This is a genomic window from Bacillus sp. N1(2025) (assembly GCF_053470005.1).
Genome location: NZ_JBLTJB010000001.1, coordinates 385,868 through 401,483, shown reverse-complemented (window position 1 = coordinate 401,483; position 15,616 = coordinate 385,868). Strand labels below are relative to the sequence as shown.

The following is a 15,616-nucleotide window of genomic DNA, read 5'->3' as shown; positions in this document are numbered from 1 at the left end:
AGAATCTGTCAGGATGATGAAATAATAGGAAAAAAGCACCCTGACACGAGTGCTTTTTTCCATATGCGGTTAATATTTCATTAATGTTAAAATATCGTAATCGTCAAGCTTGTCTCTGCCGTCAAGGTAAGAAAGCTCGATTAAGAACGCAATACCGGCTACGACGCCGCCCAGTTCTTCGACTAGCTTAATCGTTGCTTCGATCGTGCCGCCTGTTGCAAGCAAGTCATCAGTAATCAGCACGCGCTGTCCCGGCAGAATCGCATCTTTATGAATCGTCAGTACGTCTTTTCCGTACTCCAAACCGTAATCGACTTTAATGACCTCACGCGGAAGTTTTCCTTCTTTCCGAACCGGCGCAAAGCCGACTCCGAGAGCGTATGCAACCGGACAGCCGATAATAAAGCCGCGCGCTTCAGGCCCGACAACTAAATCAATTTCTTTTTCTTTTGCATATTCAACAATTTGGTCAGTAGCGTAACGGTATACGTCGCCTTTGTCCATCAATGTCGTAATATCTTTAAATTGTACGCCTTCTTTCGGGTAATCGGGCACAATTGTTACGTATTTTTTAAGATCCATCTGTTCTATGTCCTCCTCGTACTTTCATAAGCTTCTGAACCTTGGTTCATCAGCTTATTCAGCCATTCCTTCAGCTCATGGGCTGCGGAATAATTGAGCTTCTGGTCTAATTCCATCAGCTGCTGTTTTACCTGATAGGTTTGCGAATCTGCCAGGTCGCGTTTTTTCGCGCCGCTCACGACAGACAGCACACCATCTTCTATTTTAACAAAACCGAGATCAAAAAACACCTTTGTCATGAAATTGATTGTGTCAATTGACCATCCTCTGTGTCTCGCAAGCTCTGAACCATGCTTGCCGAAGTCAAAAGCGCCCCTTTTTAAGAGAAATGCGTAAAACCACTTGAAATCATTCCGCGATGGAAATGAGGACAGGAAATGTTCTTCATGATTGATAAAAACAAAATAAATCCGTTCCGGCTTCTTTCCGTCAAGCAAATGCTGCAGGCGATCCGCTGACGGCGGCACATCCAGAAAAACGGCATATTTTCCGTCAAGCTGGAGAGCTTCCGCCTCGGATTCCGATGTGATCCCGGCCAGCTCGCCCGACAGCTCTTTTGCACGGAGCTTCTGAGCGGTTTTTTCGTTAAAGCTGATGAGCACCCGTTTTTCCTTCGGCAGCGAGGTGACCGTGTCTTCCCACGTCCGCTTGCCCCTGATATCAAAAAGCTGCCATTCCGGCACCGCAGCATCTTTAATCATCAGCTGGGGTTTCTTTCTGTTGTTCCATTCATTAATGGACATCTCGCCGACAATGGAAATCGTTGATCCGGGGACAACTCCGGCTTCAAGCTCCCCTTTGTTAAAGCCGACGCAGTCAAGGACGGCGGAATCACTTTTCACCGTCATTTTCACGTGATTTTTATTCGCTCCGATCAGGCGCACATCATCAAGCACGGCATTTTTCACCATCACATGCGGTTTAGGGTTAAGCATGCCGAACGGCGACAGCATATTCAATTCTGTAATGCTTTCAACGGTTATGTCTTCAACGCCGCAGACAAGATCAACCTCCTGAACGGGAATAAAATCCTCTTCCGTAAGGGTTTCTTCAGCCATTTGATTCAGCCTGTCCCTTAATTCCGCCACATCTTCAGCCTTCAACGTCATTCCTGCCGCCATCGGATGCCCGCCGAAATGAGGAAGAATGTCTCTGCACTGTGAAAGGCTCGTAAAAAGGTTGAAGCCTCTGATGCTTCGCGCCGACCCTTTAGCGATGCCCTGCTCCTCATCTATCCCAAGCACAACAGCGGGCCGGTAAAAACGTTCAGCCAGCTTCGATGCGACAATACCGACGACTCCCGGATTCCAGCCGGCTTTTGCCACTACAATGGCAGACGGGTTTCCGCCTTGCTGCTGAACCATTTCAACAGCCTCTTCGGTCATGGTTTTCACCATTTTCTGCCGCTCTTTATTCAGCAGGTCAATATCCGAAGCCAGTTCCTCCGCTTCAAACTGATCTTCGGTCATCAGCAGATGCACGGCGGGATCGGCCTGTTCTATTCTTCCGACGGCATTGAGCCTCGGCGCGACCTGAAATCCGATCGTTTCCTCATCAGCTTGTCCGATATCTCCGCCGGAAAGCTTAATCAGAGCTTTGAGGCCCGGCCGATTTGTCGTTCGAAGCCTTTCGATCCCAAGTGACGCAATTAATCTGTTTTCATCATGAAGAGGCACCAGATCTGCAACCGTACCGATTGCCGCCAAGTCCAGCATAGCTTCCGGCAAAGAACCCGTAAGCGCATGGGCAAGCTTAAACGCCACACCGACGCCGGCCAATTCTTTAAACGGATAGCCGCAGCCCGGCTGCTTCGGGTGGATGATCGCAAATACGTCAGGAAGCTCGGGTCCCGGCTCATGGTGGTCGGTAATAATGACGTCTAAGCCCAGCTCTTTTGCGACTTCAGCTTCATGGACGGCGGCGATTCCCGTATCCACTGTAATGATCAGCGAAAATCCCCGCTCTTTTATGGAACGGAAAGCTTGTTCATTCGGGCCGTAGCCTTCTGTGAAACGGTCGGGAATATAAAAGTCAACGTCCGCCGACAGCTGTCTGAGTGCCGTCAGCATCACTGACGTGCTTGTAACGCCGTCTGCATCGTAATCTCCGTAAATCATAATCGGTTCCCCTTGAGAAACCGCCAGTTTTATCCGATCAACTGCTTCCCGCATTCCCTTTAATTCATACGGGTCATAAAAGTCTGCATCCTTTGTATGTAAAAACAGCCTTGCGCTTTCGGCAGTATCAAAACCTCTTTTTACAAGCAGTGATGCCACAAGAGGTGTTATGTCCAATTGTTCTGTGAGTGATTTGACTTTTTCCTGATCCGGCTGCTGGATTTCCCAGCGCATTTTTGACGCTAACATAAATTCACCCCTCAACCACCCTATTATACTAGAGCGGACTGAGGGGTTTCAAATGTTATTCTGATCCTTTTTTCTCTTCAAGCATTTCTTCCGGCGGCGCGGCTGTTTTTTGGCCGTCCGAATCAGCCGTCAATTCACCTGCGGATCTGTTTTCTTTCCGCAGCATTTTAATTTCGCGCTTCAGCTTCATCACTTGAAATATGCCGGCCGAAAACACGATCAGCGCTCCCATTAACACAGAACCTAAAATGACTAAAATCAGCGGCCATTCAGCGGTTCCGAACAGATAATCAACCTCAACCGCCCGCACGTTAATGACAGCAAAAATGGCGACAATCAGAGTAAATAGTAATGCGAATATAATAGTCCATTGTTTATTCATGCGTCTGCCCCCAATCGTTCACTCTTATCTTTTCCCCCATTTTCCCGGGAGTAAACCCCGGTCTCAGGAAATCCGGGCCGTTAACTGCTCGCGGACCAGCTTTTTCAGTCCGCTTCTTTCTCCCGATATGACGAGGGTGTCCCCTTCTTCAATTACGGTATCAATGCCGGGGCTCAGCTGTTTTTGCCGATTTTTCTTTACGATCGCAATAATCTGGACGTTGTAATGTTTCTTGATCTCCAAATCTCCGATTGTACGGCTGACAGCCGGTGCATGAGATTCGGCTTTAAACCACTCAATGACGAGGCCATCAAGCGCGACTTCCACAGATTCCAGCGCTTTCGGCTTATACGTCATCCCGCCTAAAATAGCGGAAATCTGCCTCGCCTCTTCGTCGTTAAATTCAACGCATGCCAAGCATTCGTCATGATCATTCTCATCGAAGTAATAGAGCTCTTTTCTGCCGTCATCATGAAGAATAATACTGATTTTATCGTGATTTTTCGTAATGACTTCTACTTTCTGGCCGATGCCCGGAAGCTCCGACTCACGAACGTTCATAAGAACCCTCCTACATGTTTTTACAATGATGATTGATTATGTAAGCGTATGTCATTATAGCAAATGCAGGTTTTAAGTTCAATGCAGCCTGAAAAAACAGGCTGTCTTGCAGAAGGCAGCCTGTTCCCATTTTACTCTTCGATTGATTTTTTCCCTTTAAATTCTTTTCCTTTCCATACAAGCCACAGCTGCGCGGCGATGTAAAGAGAGGAATAAACACCCGTCAATAAACCGACCAATAAAGCGATGGAGAAGTTTGTAATTGACGATGAGCCCAAAATGAGCAGCACGACGACAACAATCACAACGGTCAAGACCGTATTGATCGAACGTGTAAAGGTTTGCTGCAAGCTCAGATTCACGATATGTTCCAGATCGGCAAATGACTTCGGCTTACGTTTTTTCATCTGCTCACGTATCCGGTCAAATGTAACGATCGTATCATTTATCGAGTAACCGATTATGGTGAGTACAGCGGCGATAAAGGTGACATCGACCTCCAGCCTGGTAATGCTGAAAAAAGCGACGATAAAGAAAGCGTCATAAAGCAGGGATACAATTGCGGCGATTGCCATTCTGTACTCGAAACGGATTGACACGTAAATAATGATGCCGATTGATGCAATGGCGACAGCATATAAAGCATTACGGGCCAGTTCTTTTCCGACTGTCGGCGATACCGTGCTGACGTTCGGTTCAGATCCGTATTTGTCCTTAAAATACGTTTTGATTTCAGCTATTTTTTCTTTAGATGGCTCTCCGACAAACCGGGCCGCGGCAACATGGTTCTCTTTACCAGAAAGCACGATGTTTTCCGGCTCCATGCCGAGAGAATCAAAATCTTTTTCAACCTGCTGCGCCGTCAAAGAATGATTGCTCTGCACGTCAATCCGCGCGCCGCTTGCAAAATCGATTCCCAGGTTGAGCTTAAAGACCAGTAAGATGATAATTCCCGCAATGGTTACAGCGCTTGAGAAAATAAAGAAATATTTTCGCTTGCTCGTGAAATCCCATTTTTGGAATGCCGTATGCGGTTCAGTATTTTCATCCGTTTTTTGAATGTCCATAATATGTTTTTTCTTGACGCCGAACCAGCCTTTTTTCCGGTCAAGCCATCTGCTTTCCACGAGAAGAGAGAGCAGGAATCTTGAAAGGAAGACAGCTGTAATAAAGCTTGTCAGAATTGACAAAATCAGCATCGTCGCAAACCCTTTTACAGAGCTTGTCCCGAAAATAAAGAGCACGACCGCTGCGATGATCGTTGTGATGTTCGCATCGAAAATCGTCGCGAATGACCGTCTGTTCCCTGAACGGAAAGCTGAGCGGACGGATTTGCCGAGTTTCAGTTCTTCTTTTATCCGTTCATAGGTGATGATGTTGGCGTCAACCGCCATCCCGACACCCAAAATGAGCGCCGCAATACCCGGAAGCGTCAGCACCGCCTGCATCCAGTCAAACACTTGAAGCGTAATATACACGTATACAGAAAGCGTAATTACCGCTATGATTCCAGGCAGTCTGTAATAAAGCAGCATAAATAAGAAAACAATTGCAATACCGATGATGCCGGCCTCTACCGTATCATGCAAAGCCTGCTGTCCGAATTGCGCCCCTACGGAAGTAGAGTATTTTTCGGTCAGTTTCACAGGCAGCGCGCCCGCGTTTAAAATATTGGCCAAGTCCTTCGCTTTTTGAACGGTGAACTGGCCTTCAATCGTGACATCCTTTGTATTTAGTTCCTGGCTCACATTCGGAGCGGATACATATTTCGGATGTTTTTTGCCGACTTCTTTTTTAAATGAATCGCCTTTTTGGTAATCAAGCCAGATCACAAGCTGATTATTAGGCGCCATTTTCTTGACTTTTTTCGTCACTTCTCCGAACTTATCCGCATCCTTCAGCTTAACGCTGACAATCGGTTCGTTCGTCGTCGGATCAAAGGTTTGCTTCGCGCCGTTTTCCACGAGATCAGAGCCGTTTAACAGCTCTTTATCATTCGTATCCCTGAACGAGAGCTGCGCTTCCGTTGACAGAATTTCGCGCGCCCTGTTCTGATTCGTGACGCCCGCCAGCTGTACGCGGATGCGGTTATTTCCTTCAATCTGAATGTTCGGCTCGCTTACGCCGAGAACGTTAGCCCGGCGGTTCAGCGCCTGCACCGTGCTGACGAGCACGTCTTTTGTGATTTTATCGCCTTTTTTGACGGGCTGCACATCGTACAGAACTTCAAACCCGCCGCGTAAATCCAATCCTAACGTAATATTATTGGCAGCCGGTTTTGTAAAATACCCCAGCCCTGTGCCGATCAATAATACGATCAGGAAAAACGCAATCAAGCGTCCTTTTTTCATTATGTATTTCCTCCTTAAACCTATGCCGTCAAATCATTATCTCAGCAGTTCATCTAAAGCTTCCTGACCCTCATCGCTTTCCAGCCAATTAGACGACTTAAAAGCTTCAACGGTTGCATAGTTCATAAAATCGCCAATTTTAACTGATAAAATATGACCGGCCAATTCATGCAGCGGCAGTTCCTTTTTCTGTTTCCACTTTTTATGTATTAAGTATGACCATAAACTCTCGTGCTCAACATCATCGTATCCGAGGATTTTGAACTCTTCAAGTTTACTGTACAAAAAAGGCCGCAAATGATCTTTGTATATTTCGGCGGGATGTTTCTCCACTGGGCGCTCGCTCCTTTTTCCATTTTTCTCGAAGACTTGTCATGCTCGGACGACATCGGCGCATATCTTTATTGTATATGATTCCAGGTAGTTTGAGAAGGCAGGGGTTTATAAAATGGCAAAACAGACTTTTTTAAGAGGCACTCTTATTCTCATCGCAGCCGGGATGATTACGAGAATGCTCGGCTTTGTCAACCGGGTGGTTATCGCCCGGTTTATCGGTGAAGAAGGGGTCGGTTTATACATGATGGCTGCCCCGACATTTTTTTTGGCCACCACTTTGACTCAATTCGGCCTCCCCGTTGCCATCAGCAAACTTGTCGCTGAAGCAAGCGCGCGGGGGGACCGGCAGAAAATGAAACACATTTTAGTGATGTCGCTTACCGTCACCGGGATATTAAGTCTCATCTTCACGCCGCTGTTTTTATGCTTTGCGCCGATTATGTCCGAAACGATGCTGACGGATCAGCGCACGGTTTACCCGCTTCTGGCGATTACGCCCGTCGTGCCGATTATCGCAATCTCCAGCGTGCTGCGCGGTTACTTTCAGGGCAGGCAGAATATGAACCCGCTGGCGTTTTCCCAAGTGCTTGAGCAGATCGTGCGGATTTCACTTGTCGCAGTCTGCACGACGGTGTTTCTGCCGTACGGGATTGAATATGCCGCAGCCGGAGCTATGATTTCGTCTGTCATCGGGGAGCTTGCCTCTCTTATTTATTTATTCATTTGTTTTAAAGCAAATAAAACAATCAGAATCAGAAAACAATTTTTCAAGTCGATTGCAAATGGAAAAGAAACCTTCCGCCAGCTGATGAGCGTGTCGCTCCCGACAACCGGAAGCCGCTTCATCGGAAATTTATCTTGGTTTTTTGAACCTATTGTCGTCGCGCAGAGCCTTGCGATTGCAGGAGTAGCCACCGCTGCCGCCACCAGCCAGTACGGGGAGCTGACCGGATTTGCCATGACGGTTTTGACGCTGCCCAGCTTTATAACCTATTCTCTGTCTACGGCGCTTGTTCCTGCGATCAGTGAAGGAATGGAGCAAAAAAAGCTGCAAGTTGTCGAATACCGTCTGGAACAGGCGATGAGGCTGTGTCTTTTAAGCGGAGGCATTTCGGTGGTTATTTTATTCTCTTTCGCTGATGAACTGATGTCCGTCATGTACGGATCAACTAATGCGGCGGTATTTGTTAAAGTGATGGCGCCGTTTTTTCTGCTTTATTATTTTCAGGGGCCCCTTCAGGCGGTGCTGCAGGCTCTCAATTTAGCCGGGGCCGCCATGATGAACAGTTTTATCGGCGCCGCTGTCAAAACTGGCCTAATTTTTGTTTTGGCGACCAGGCCTTCATTGGGCATCATGGGCGCCGCACTTGCGATTGTAACGGGGATGGTCCTTGTCACCCTGCTGCATGCGGCCACCGTAAGCAAGGTGCTTCCGATCAGCATTAAAATAAAAGAATACGCGCTCTGTTTTGCCGTCATATTCATTTGCGGTTATGTCAGCCGCATCATCAAGCACGCCGTTCATTTTTCAGGGTCAGAGGCTGTTAATCTCACAGGCTGGATTGCAATGACCGCGGTTTTGTACATTGCGCTTCTTCTGTTATTCAGGCTGATAAAAAGGGAAGAGCTGATCCGGATTCCGGTCATCGGCAAGTTCGTGACGCGGTAAAACCCATTTATGGCTCCCCTTTTTCATCTTTAAGATCAATAAAAAAAGCGCCGTCCGTAAACGTGCAGAATGATATAACCGAAAGATCGCGATATCCTCTTTTTGCTAAATTTTTTTCGAGCCAGTGTTTATCTTTCCCGATTCTGTCCAGATGCTCGTTCTGAATGACCCCGTCAACGATAAGCGATGTTTCCATCTGCTTATCCTTATTAGTTTTCTTTTTGACGATCGACAGTTTGCCCGAAGACTCCAAAATGGCGTATGACACGTCAGAGATTCTATCGATGTTATTCTCCCTCAGCTGCATAAGAAGATCGTCAAAATTGTAGCGCTGCGATCTCATCGCCCGTTCATCAATTTTTCCCTGTTTTATAATAATGGTGGGTTTTCCGTCAAGCAGCTGCCGTATTTTTTGGCTTTTGAGCGAAATAAAAGCAAGGCTTACTTGAATAATCATTAAAACGACAATCGGCACAATTGTATGCAAAAGCTTATCTTTTACATTTTCAATTGCCAATACGGCAATCTCGGCAATCATAATGGAGACGACAAGGTCTAAAATGCTCAGTTCTCCGATTTCCCGTTTTCCCATCAGTCTGAAAATCACCAGAATGATAAAATAAAGCACAATCGTACGAAACGTAATAATGAAAATATCTTCCATATCGCACCTCCAACGGTCATAGCATTTGCCACCGGCTCTGAATTATGTAAGAAAAGGGCTGAACATCATGCATTTACGTCTAATTCGAACATTCAGAGAATACATTTAGAAAAAGACGGGCTCCGGCTTGTCATATATCAGGCCGCAGGGCGGAGAGGAGATAAAAATGGAAGAAACGAAACAAGTGGGAAGAGGCGTCTTGTACGGCTTAGTGGCTATCTTTGCGGTGATGCTTCTTACGAGTTTGGCGATTTCGCTTTTACTGACGGTTACCTCAATGGAAGAGTCATCTTTCAGCTGGCTGATCACCGCGCTTTCCTTTCTTTCTTTATTTGCGGGCGGTTTTATATCGGGCGGCAAAGCGAAGGAAAAAGGCTGGATGATCGGAGCGTTAACCGCCGTCTGTTTTTCATTAATCATCTTGCTGTTTCAATATTTAGGGTTCGGAAAAACGTTTACATCCGGTCAGCTTTTGTTTCATCTCGGCTTTTTGGGAGTCAGCATGCTGGGCGGCATTTTCGGAGTGAATTTGAAAGGAAGCAGATCAGCGTAATAAAAAAAGAGCGGATTCTCCGCTCTTTTTTTTGTATGTATGAGCTTCGCTGTTATTCAGCGGAAGCTTCTCTGATTGCGCGGCGGTCAAATGTTAAACGGGTGTTATCACCTGTTTTAATGACGACCTTGCTTTCATCAATTGAATCAACAGTGCCGTGCAATCCTCCGATTGTCACCACTGTATCCCCTTTTTTCAGCTCTTCCTGCATCTGGCGTACGGCCTTCTGCTGCTTTTGCTGCGGACGGATGAGCAGGAAATAAAGCACTGCAAACATTAAAATAATAGGAACGATTGTGCCTAAAGTACCCATCTGTTTCCCTCCTTTCAAGAATGGTTTTATTTAGAAGCTTTTCGCATTTGGCTTATTATAGCCGTAACGCTCAAAGAACTCTTCTCGGAAATCACCAAGACGATCCTCCCGGATGGCTTGTCTGACCTGCTCCATTAAGTGTAACAGAAAATGAAGGTTATGGTAAGTTGTTAATCGAATTCCAAACGTTTCATTACAGCGGATCAAATGTCTGATGTAAGCGCGGGAGTAATTTTGGCATGTATGGCAGCTGCACTCTTCGTCAATCGGACGGAAATCACGCTCATATTTGGCGTTTTTCATGTTCAGACGCCCTTCATTCGTAAACACCGTGCCGTTTCGGGCAATCCGGGTCGGCAGTACGCAGTCAAACATATCTACGCCCCGGATGGCGCCGTCAATTAAGGCATCCGGTGAACCCACACCCATTAAATATCTCGGCTTGTCCTTCGGTAAAAGCGGAGTTGTAAACTCAAGCACTCGGTTCATGACGTGCTTCGGCTCGCCGACAGATAATCCGCCTATGGCATAACCCGGAAAATCAAGCGAAACCAAGTCTTTTGCACTTTGTGTCCGCAGGTCTTCGTATTCTCCGCCCTGTACGATTCCGAACAGCCCCTGCTCATCTGAGCGCCCGTGCGCCTCCAGGCAGCGTTCCGCCCAGCGGCTGGTCCGTTCCACAGAACGTTTCATGTAATCATACTCTGCCGGATACGGCGGACACTCATCAAACGCCATCATGATATCAGAGCCGAGGGCGTTTTGAATTTCCATCGCTTTTTCCGGAGATAAAAACAGCTTGTCTCCGTTTAAGTGATTGCGGAAATGAACGCCTTCTTCTTCTATATTACGAAACTTGCTCAATGAAAAGACCTGAAAACCGCCGGAATCCGTTAAAATCGCGCGGTCCCAGTTCATAAACTTATGAAGCCCGCCCGCTTCTTTTACAATATCGTGTCCCGGACGGAGCCATAAATGGTACGTATTGCTTAAAATAATGCCCGCATCCATAGATTTCAGCTCGTCCGGAGACATCGTCTTTACCGTAGCAAGCGTGCCGACCGGCATAAATACAGGCGTCTCAAAGGAGCCGTGGGGCGTATGAACTCTGCCCAGACGCGCTCCCGTTTGTTTGCATTCCTTTATAAATTCATAACGTATCGGTTGTTCAGCCACTTTGTATGAGGCCTCCTGTCATTCAAATTAGATAATCAGCATGGCGTCGCCAAAGCTGAAGAAACGGTATTCCTCTTCTACCGCATGACGGTAGGCGGAAAGAACATGCTCTCTGCCGGCAAGCGCAGAAACGAGCATGATAAGGGAAGATTTCGGCAGATGAAAATTGGTGATCATGCCGTCAATCGCTTTAAATTCATATCCCGGATAAATGAAGATGGACGTCCAGCCGCTTGAAGCGGTAAATACGCCGTCATGCTCGCCGGCAATGGTTTCCAGGGTGCGCGTTGATGTCGTCCCGACCGACACGATGCGCCCTCCCGCCTTTCTGACCTCGTTTAAAGAGGCGGCGGTTTCTTCCGTCATTTCATAAAATTCCGCGTGCATGTTATGCTCTTCCACATCATCCGCACTGACCGGGCGGAATGTGCCGAGTCCCACATGAAGTGTGATAAATTCAATCCGCACACCCTTTTGCTTCAGCTCGTCCAGAATCTCTTCCGTAAAATGAAGTCCGGCCGTCGGAGCTGCGGCAGATCCGATTTCTTTTGAAAAGACGGTCTGATACCGTTCTTTATCATCAAGCTGCTCTTTAATATAAGGAGGCAGCGGCATTTCACCGAGTGATTCAAGCACTTCGTAAAAAATCCCGTCATACCGGAATTCTATTTTTCTGCCTCCGTGATCAAGCTCCTCCGTGCAGACCGCTGTCAGCCGGCCGTCGCCAAATGTCAGGACCGTTCCTTTTTTTACGCGTTTCGCCGGCTTTACGAGCGTTTCCCATGTATCATTTTCTTCCTGTTTTAATAACAGAAGCTCCACTTTCGCTCCCGTATCTTCTTTTGTGCCGAATAATCTTGCAGGCAGCACACGGGTATTGTTCAAGACGAGGCAATCCCCTTCATTAAAAAAGCTTACAATCTCTTTAAATGAACTGTCCGTCAGCCCGCCCGTCTGTTTGTCGAGCACCATCAGCCGCGATGCGTCACGCTCTTTCAGCGGCACTTGGGCAATGAGGCGTTCAGGCAGTTCAAAATCAAATAAATCGACTTTCATCATTTCACCTTAATTCTGTCTATTGTTATTTCATTCTGCCGAAAAAATTAAGCAGAATGGATAGTATCACACTGATCACAATACAAGTGACAACGGGAAAGAAAAATGTAACATTTCCCTTCTTAACGAAAATATCTCCGGGCAGCCTTCCGACAAAGTGCCAGACTGCGCCGGCAATGAGCAAAACGGCACCGAGAACCATGAGAACCTTCGGAAAGTCAGTCACGGGCGGGCGCCTCCAATCGAAAATGTTCATACACAGCCGGAGTCACGACCCGTCCCCTCGGCGTCCTCTGGAGAAATCCGATCTGCAGCAGATACGGTTCGTACACATCCTCTATTGTATGCGGTTCTTCACCGATTGTCGCGGAAATCGTATCAAGGCCGACGGGACCGCCGCTGAATTTTTCGATCATGCCCATCAGCAGCTTATGGTCGATATGGTCAAGGCCGAGCGCATCGACTTGAAGACGTTCGAGCGCGTCGTGAGCGATTTCTTCCGTGATGCGGCTGTCGCCGAGCACCTGGGCAAAATCCCTCACCCTTCTGAGAAGCCGGTTTGCAACCCGCGGCGTTCCCCTTGACCGTCTGGCGATTTCCAGAGCCGGGGCTTCTTCGATATCCACTTCAAAAACGTCAGCCGTTCTTGACACGATATCTGTCAGCTCTTCCTGCGTATAGTATTCAAGGCGCGACAGCACCCCGAACCGGTCTCTGAGCGGTGCGGTCAATAATCCGACCCTTGTCGTCGCTCCTACAAGCGTAAAAGGGGGAAGGTCGAGACGGACGGAGCGGGCGGACGGGCCTTTTCCAATGACGATATCAAGGCAGAAATCCTCCATCGCCGGGTACAGCACTTCCTCAATTGAGCGGTTCAGCCTGTGAATTTCGTCAATAAACAGCACATCCCCTGGTTCGAGCGCCGTCAAAATGGCTGCCAAATCTCCCGGTCTTTCGATGGCGGGGCCTGACGTCGTCCGCATCTCCACACCCATCTCATTGGCCACGATAGACGCAAGCGTTGTTTTCCCGAGACCCGGAGGCCCGTATAAAAGAACGTGGTCCAGCGTTTCCTGCCTCATTTTCGCCGCATCGATAAACACACGCAGATTTTCTTTCACCTTCTTTTGGCCGATATACTGGGCGAGATTCTGCGGCCTGAGGCTTTGCTCGATTATTGATTCATGGCTGTCTGCTTCACTTGAAACGAGCCGTTCATCCATGAACATCACCTTACTTTAATAATTTTTGCAATGCTTTTTTCACATATTGATCTGTTGAAAGCGCCGTTTCCTCTTTTAAGTGAGGAAGCACTTTTTTAATTTCTTTTTCGGCGTAGCCGAGAACCCGAAGCGCTTCAAGCGCCTCGTCAAGCGCCGTTTCAGCCTCTTGTTTTTCAATGCGCGCTTCATGATTGAACAGGTTGTCAATCATTTCAGGCACGACGTCGGCCAGTTTGCCTTTCAAATCAAGAATAATCTGCCGCGCCGTTTTTTTGCCCACACCCGGAAATTTCACCAAAAAGGCTTCATCTTCCTGTTCGATCGCTTCGATGACGGCTCCGGGATCACCGGAACCGAGGATGGCGAGCGCCCCTTTCGGCCCGATGCCGGTGACGTTCAGCAGCTTTGTGAAAAGCGCTTTTTCTTCCCGGGTTGAAAAACCGTACAAAGAAAAGGCGTCTTCTTTTATATGATGATACGTAAAAATGGTCTCTTGATTGCTTACCTTATAAATAAACGGATTCGGAGTGAAGACCTGATAGCCGATTCCGCCGTTTTCAATCACGATGTATTGGGGAGATACGTAATCAATCGTCCCCTTCACAAATTCAATCACACCTATTCACCTCTTTGACTGCTTATCATTGTAACACAAAAACAGCCAAAGTCTTATAGAAAAGTTAACGTATGTTCGCTTTAACACCTTCCATTCAGAAAAAAAAGACATGTGTCACATGTCTTGCGTCAACGTCAGCCGCTGTAAGTCTTAATATGATCGATCACGCTCTCAAACTCCGCTTTTGTTCTGTACGGTATGCCGTGTTCCAAGTGCTTTTGCAATCGGCTTTCCAGCCTTTCTATATCAATCTGGAAGAAAGACTGAATCGGCTCGGCCAGCGATCCGGGACGGCCGTGAAAAGTGGAGATGACGCCTCCGTCCGTGACGCCGATATAACCGTTAACCTTACTGAGCGGAGAAATATCATCAACATGCTTACGGAAAAGGACGAAGCCTTTTTTCTGCTCAACGAGCGTCCAGCCGGCATATGCGGCCCAAAAATCCTCCATCGCTAAAACGGTTTCATCCGTATGTTCAATGCCGACATCACCGTCAAGATAGACCTTTTCCAGCTGGACATGCACCCGAAGCGGCCCGTAATGCTCGACCTCCGCCCCGTATGCGCCTTTTCCTCCGCAAATCAGGACTGCAGCCGATAAGATAAGCATAAACAATAGACGAGCACCGCAAATTCGTTTCACCAATAACACCTCTTTATTCAATCAAACTCTTGATGCTAGTTTGACCAAAGATGCCGGTGCTTAATCGTTTTCTTTCATTTGTCTGTTTCAGCCGAAAAAAAGCAGCTCTCTAAATGAGGGCTGCCCCGATGATTATACCCGGCCGGCTGAAATCAGTTTCATTTGTCCGGGCGTCAGTTTGAGCCGGTATCCCCTTACGGTCAGATACACAGTTTTTGTTCCGCGGCTTTTGTCATGCTCCGTTTTTTTCATCCCGGCCCCTCCGTTACGTTTTATTACTTTTATGTTAACACCGCAATATAAAGAGCGTTTTAAGAATATGTAAAGAAATGATGAAGATTTATCCATAAAAATACTGCCGGATGAAATCATCCGGCAGTCCGTTTAACGGCTGTTTCTGTTCATGTCTTGCAGCTTTGTAAAAGTAGCGTTGTCGGTAAACACTTGAATTGTACGGCCGTCCGCGAATTTTTTGGCCGCATGTTTGACATGTTTATCATCATTTTTCGTAAAAGGATGATTTGTTCTGACGGCAATGACGACTCTCGTGTCAGTCACGATGACCTGACTATCCTGTACGCCTTTTACTTTTTTCACGCGGTTTGCAACTTTTGCCGCCAACCTGATGTTTTCGGCGTTGTCATACCCATTATAAGACATTGCTGCCGGCGGCGTATTGACATTTCGGCCGTTATATGTGCCGTCCGTCGTTAACGGAACCCCGTCATTAGGGGCGTACTGGTCGGACACGTTTGTCGTATTTTGACGGCCGTTTCGGTTTTCCATCATTTCAGAAACGGGTCCTTGATGGTCCATTCCGTACTGGCCTCTGCCATTACCATTATCATTCGAATAATATCCGACCGGACGTGTTGACTGATTGTAGCGTCCGTCATTCATGGCATTATTTGCTCCGCATGCCGTTAAGCTTGCCGTCACGGCTAAAACGCCCGCGATCGTCATCAGTTTTTTACCCAATGGAAAAACCCCCCGTGGATTCATCGCTGTTTGAGCGTTTTCCGCTCATGTTTAGGATGTGCGGCGGGCGGCGGGTTTAAGCTTGTCAGTTATGTCCATTCCTCAGTTGGACATAAAAAAAGGAACGACATACATCGTCCCGAAAC

General features: G+C 47.4%; 18 protein-coding genes. 2 read left to right on the top strand and 16 right to left on the bottom strand.

Annotated features, from left to right (window positions below; genetic code table 11):
* Window positions 1-69: 69 nt before the first annotated feature.
* From ACNFN4_RS02260 to ACNFN4_RS02235, 6 genes are all read right to left on the bottom strand, one after another.
* The gene (locus tag ACNFN4_RS02260) at window positions 70-582 is read right to left on the bottom strand and encodes an adenine phosphoribosyltransferase (protein WP_003152714.1); all 513 of its coding nucleotides are present in this window, start codon (window positions 580-582) and stop codon (window positions 70-72) included.
* Window positions 583-587: 5 nt separating this feature from the next.
* Window positions 588-2,948, bottom strand: a complete 2,361-nt coding sequence (recJ, locus tag ACNFN4_RS02255; protein WP_021494382.1) for a single-stranded-DNA-specific exonuclease RecJ — start codon at window positions 2,946-2,948, stop codon at window positions 588-590.
* 55 nt (window positions 2,949-3,003) lie between these two features.
* The gene (locus tag ACNFN4_RS02250) at window positions 3,004-3,330 is read right to left on the bottom strand and encodes a LapA family protein (RefSeq protein WP_014418528.1); all 327 of its coding nucleotides are present in this window, start codon (window positions 3,328-3,330) and stop codon (window positions 3,004-3,006) included.
* A 63-nt stretch (window positions 3,331-3,393) separates the two neighbouring features.
* On the bottom strand, window positions 3,394-3,891 hold the full coding sequence (locus ACNFN4_RS02245; RefSeq protein ID WP_014418529.1) for a cation:proton antiporter regulatory subunit: 498 nt from the start codon (window positions 3,889-3,891) through the stop codon (window positions 3,394-3,396).
* Between the two features lie 131 nt (window positions 3,892-4,022).
* Window positions 4,023-6,242, bottom strand: a complete 2,220-nt coding sequence (gene secDF / locus ACNFN4_RS02240) for a protein translocase subunit SecDF (protein WP_448199976.1) — start codon at window positions 6,240-6,242, stop codon at window positions 4,023-4,025.
* Between the two features lie 36 nt (window positions 6,243-6,278).
* Window positions 6,279-6,575 (bottom strand): post-transcriptional regulator, encoded by a 297-nt coding sequence (locus ACNFN4_RS02235; RefSeq protein WP_014418531.1) that lies wholly within the window; start codon window positions 6,573-6,575, stop codon window positions 6,279-6,281.
* A 115-nt stretch (window positions 6,576-6,690) separates the two neighbouring features.
* Here ACNFN4_RS02235 and spoVB point away from each other — a divergent pair, with 115 nt between their 5' ends.
* On the top strand, window positions 6,691-8,247 hold the full coding sequence (gene spoVB / locus ACNFN4_RS02230; protein ID WP_021494386.1) for a stage V sporulation protein B: 1,557 nt from the start codon (window positions 6,691-6,693) through the stop codon (window positions 8,245-8,247).
* A 7-nt stretch (window positions 8,248-8,254) separates the two neighbouring features.
* Here the strand turns inward: spoVB and ACNFN4_RS02225 are convergent, their stop codons facing one another.
* Window positions 8,255-8,911 carry a DUF421 domain-containing protein gene (locus ACNFN4_RS02225; RefSeq protein ID WP_095061077.1) on the bottom strand — a complete coding sequence of 219 codons (657 nt, stop codon included), beginning with the start codon at window positions 8,909-8,911 and terminating at the stop codon, window positions 8,255-8,257.
* 166 nt (window positions 8,912-9,077) lie between these two features.
* Between ACNFN4_RS02225 and ACNFN4_RS02220 the strand changes: the two genes are divergently transcribed.
* Window positions 9,078-9,464 (top strand): TIGR04086 family membrane protein, encoded by a 387-nt coding sequence (locus tag ACNFN4_RS02220; RefSeq protein ID WP_003152697.1) that lies wholly within the window; start codon window positions 9,078-9,080, stop codon window positions 9,462-9,464.
* Window positions 9,465-9,516: 52 nt separating this feature from the next.
* On the opposite strand, the gene yajC is transcribed toward ACNFN4_RS02220, so the two are convergent.
* The 9 genes from yajC to ACNFN4_RS02175 all read right to left on the bottom strand — a co-directional run bounded on the left by yajC (window position 9,517) and on the right by ACNFN4_RS02175 (window position 15,470).
* Window positions 9,517-9,777 carry a preprotein translocase subunit YajC gene (yajC, locus tag ACNFN4_RS02215; protein WP_007408187.1) on the bottom strand — a complete coding sequence of 87 codons (261 nt, stop codon included), beginning with the start codon at window positions 9,775-9,777 and terminating at the stop codon, window positions 9,517-9,519.
* 30 nt (window positions 9,778-9,807) lie between these two features.
* Complete coding sequence (gene tgt, locus ACNFN4_RS02210) at window positions 9,808-10,953, bottom strand: tRNA guanosine(34) transglycosylase Tgt (RefSeq protein ID WP_014305500.1); 1,146 nt, start codon at window positions 10,951-10,953, stop codon at window positions 9,808-9,810.
* Between the two features lie 27 nt (window positions 10,954-10,980).
* Complete coding sequence (gene queA / locus ACNFN4_RS02205) at window positions 10,981-12,009, bottom strand: tRNA preQ1(34) S-adenosylmethionine ribosyltransferase-isomerase QueA (protein ID WP_003152692.1); 1,029 nt, start codon at window positions 12,007-12,009, stop codon at window positions 10,981-10,983.
* 25 nt (window positions 12,010-12,034) lie between these two features.
* Entirely contained in the window at window positions 12,035-12,235 is a 201-nt protein-coding gene (locus tag ACNFN4_RS02200) for a DUF2905 domain-containing protein (RefSeq protein ID WP_003152687.1), read from the bottom strand.
* Complete coding sequence (gene ruvB, locus ACNFN4_RS02195) at window positions 12,228-13,232, bottom strand: Holliday junction branch migration DNA helicase RuvB (protein ID WP_003152685.1); 1,005 nt, start codon at window positions 13,230-13,232, stop codon at window positions 12,228-12,230. Before ruvB ends, ACNFN4_RS02200 begins: the two co-directional genes overlap by 8 nt.
* A gap of 10 nt (window positions 13,233-13,242) precedes the next feature.
* Window positions 13,243-13,848 carry a Holliday junction branch migration protein RuvA gene (gene ruvA, locus ACNFN4_RS02190; protein WP_003152683.1) on the bottom strand — a complete coding sequence of 202 codons (606 nt, stop codon included), beginning with the start codon at window positions 13,846-13,848 and terminating at the stop codon, window positions 13,243-13,245.
* Window positions 13,849-13,982: 134 nt separating this feature from the next.
* Window positions 13,983-14,492 carry an intercompartmental signaling factor BofC gene (locus ACNFN4_RS02185; RefSeq protein WP_012118093.1) on the bottom strand — a complete coding sequence of 170 codons (510 nt, stop codon included), beginning with the start codon at window positions 14,490-14,492 and terminating at the stop codon, window positions 13,983-13,985.
* A 132-nt stretch (window positions 14,493-14,624) separates the two neighbouring features.
* A complete protein-coding gene (locus tag ACNFN4_RS02180) occupies window positions 14,625-14,744 on the bottom strand; it encodes a hypothetical protein (protein ID WP_022552885.1) in 120 nt (39 codons plus the stop codon).
* 132 nt (window positions 14,745-14,876) lie between these two features.
* Window positions 14,877-15,470, bottom strand: a complete 594-nt coding sequence (locus ACNFN4_RS02175; protein ID WP_038461552.1) for a YhcN/YlaJ family sporulation lipoprotein — start codon at window positions 15,468-15,470, stop codon at window positions 14,877-14,879.
* Window positions 15,471-15,616 lie beyond the last annotated feature (146 nt).

Bases quoted from the DNA above. Each gene is read 5' to 3' on its own strand.
- ACNFN4_RS02260 (WP_003152714.1), bottom strand. From the start codon at position 582: ATGGATCTTAAAAAATACGTAACAATTGTGCCCGATTACCCGAAAGAA.
- recJ (WP_021494382.1), bottom strand. From the start codon at position 2,948: ATGTTAGCGTCAAAAATGCGCTGGGAAATCCAGCAGCCGGATCAGGAA.
- ACNFN4_RS02250 (WP_014418528.1), bottom strand. From the start codon at position 3,330: ATGAATAAACAATGGACTATTATATTCGCATTACTATTTACTCTGATT.
- ACNFN4_RS02245 (WP_014418529.1), bottom strand. From the start codon at position 3,891: ATGAACGTTCGTGAGTCGGAGCTTCCGGGCATCGGCCAGAAAGTAGAA.
- secDF (WP_448199976.1), bottom strand. From the start codon at position 6,242: ATGAAAAAAGGACGCTTGATTGCGTTTTTCCTGATCGTATTATTGATC.
- spoVB (WP_021494386.1), top strand. From the start codon at position 6,691: ATGGCAAAACAGACTTTTTTAAGAGGCACTCTTATTCTCATCGCAGCC.
- ACNFN4_RS02225 (WP_095061077.1), bottom strand. From the start codon at position 8,911: ATGGAAGATATTTTCATTATTACGTTTCGTACGATTGTGCTTTATTTT.
- ACNFN4_RS02220 (WP_003152697.1), top strand. From the start codon at position 9,078: ATGGAAGAAACGAAACAAGTGGGAAGAGGCGTCTTGTACGGCTTAGTG.
- yajC (WP_007408187.1), bottom strand. From the start codon at position 9,777: ATGGGTACTTTAGGCACAATCGTTCCTATTATTTTAATGTTTGCAGTG.
- queA (WP_003152692.1), bottom strand. From the start codon at position 12,009: ATGAAAGTCGATTTATTTGATTTTGAACTGCCTGAACGCCTCATTGCC.
- ruvB (WP_003152685.1), bottom strand. From the start codon at position 13,232: ATGGATGAACGGCTCGTTTCAAGTGAAGCAGACAGCCATGAATCAATA.
- ACNFN4_RS02180 (WP_022552885.1), bottom strand. From the start codon at position 14,744: ATGAAAAAAACGGAGCATGACAAAAGCCGCGGAACAAAAACTGTGTAT.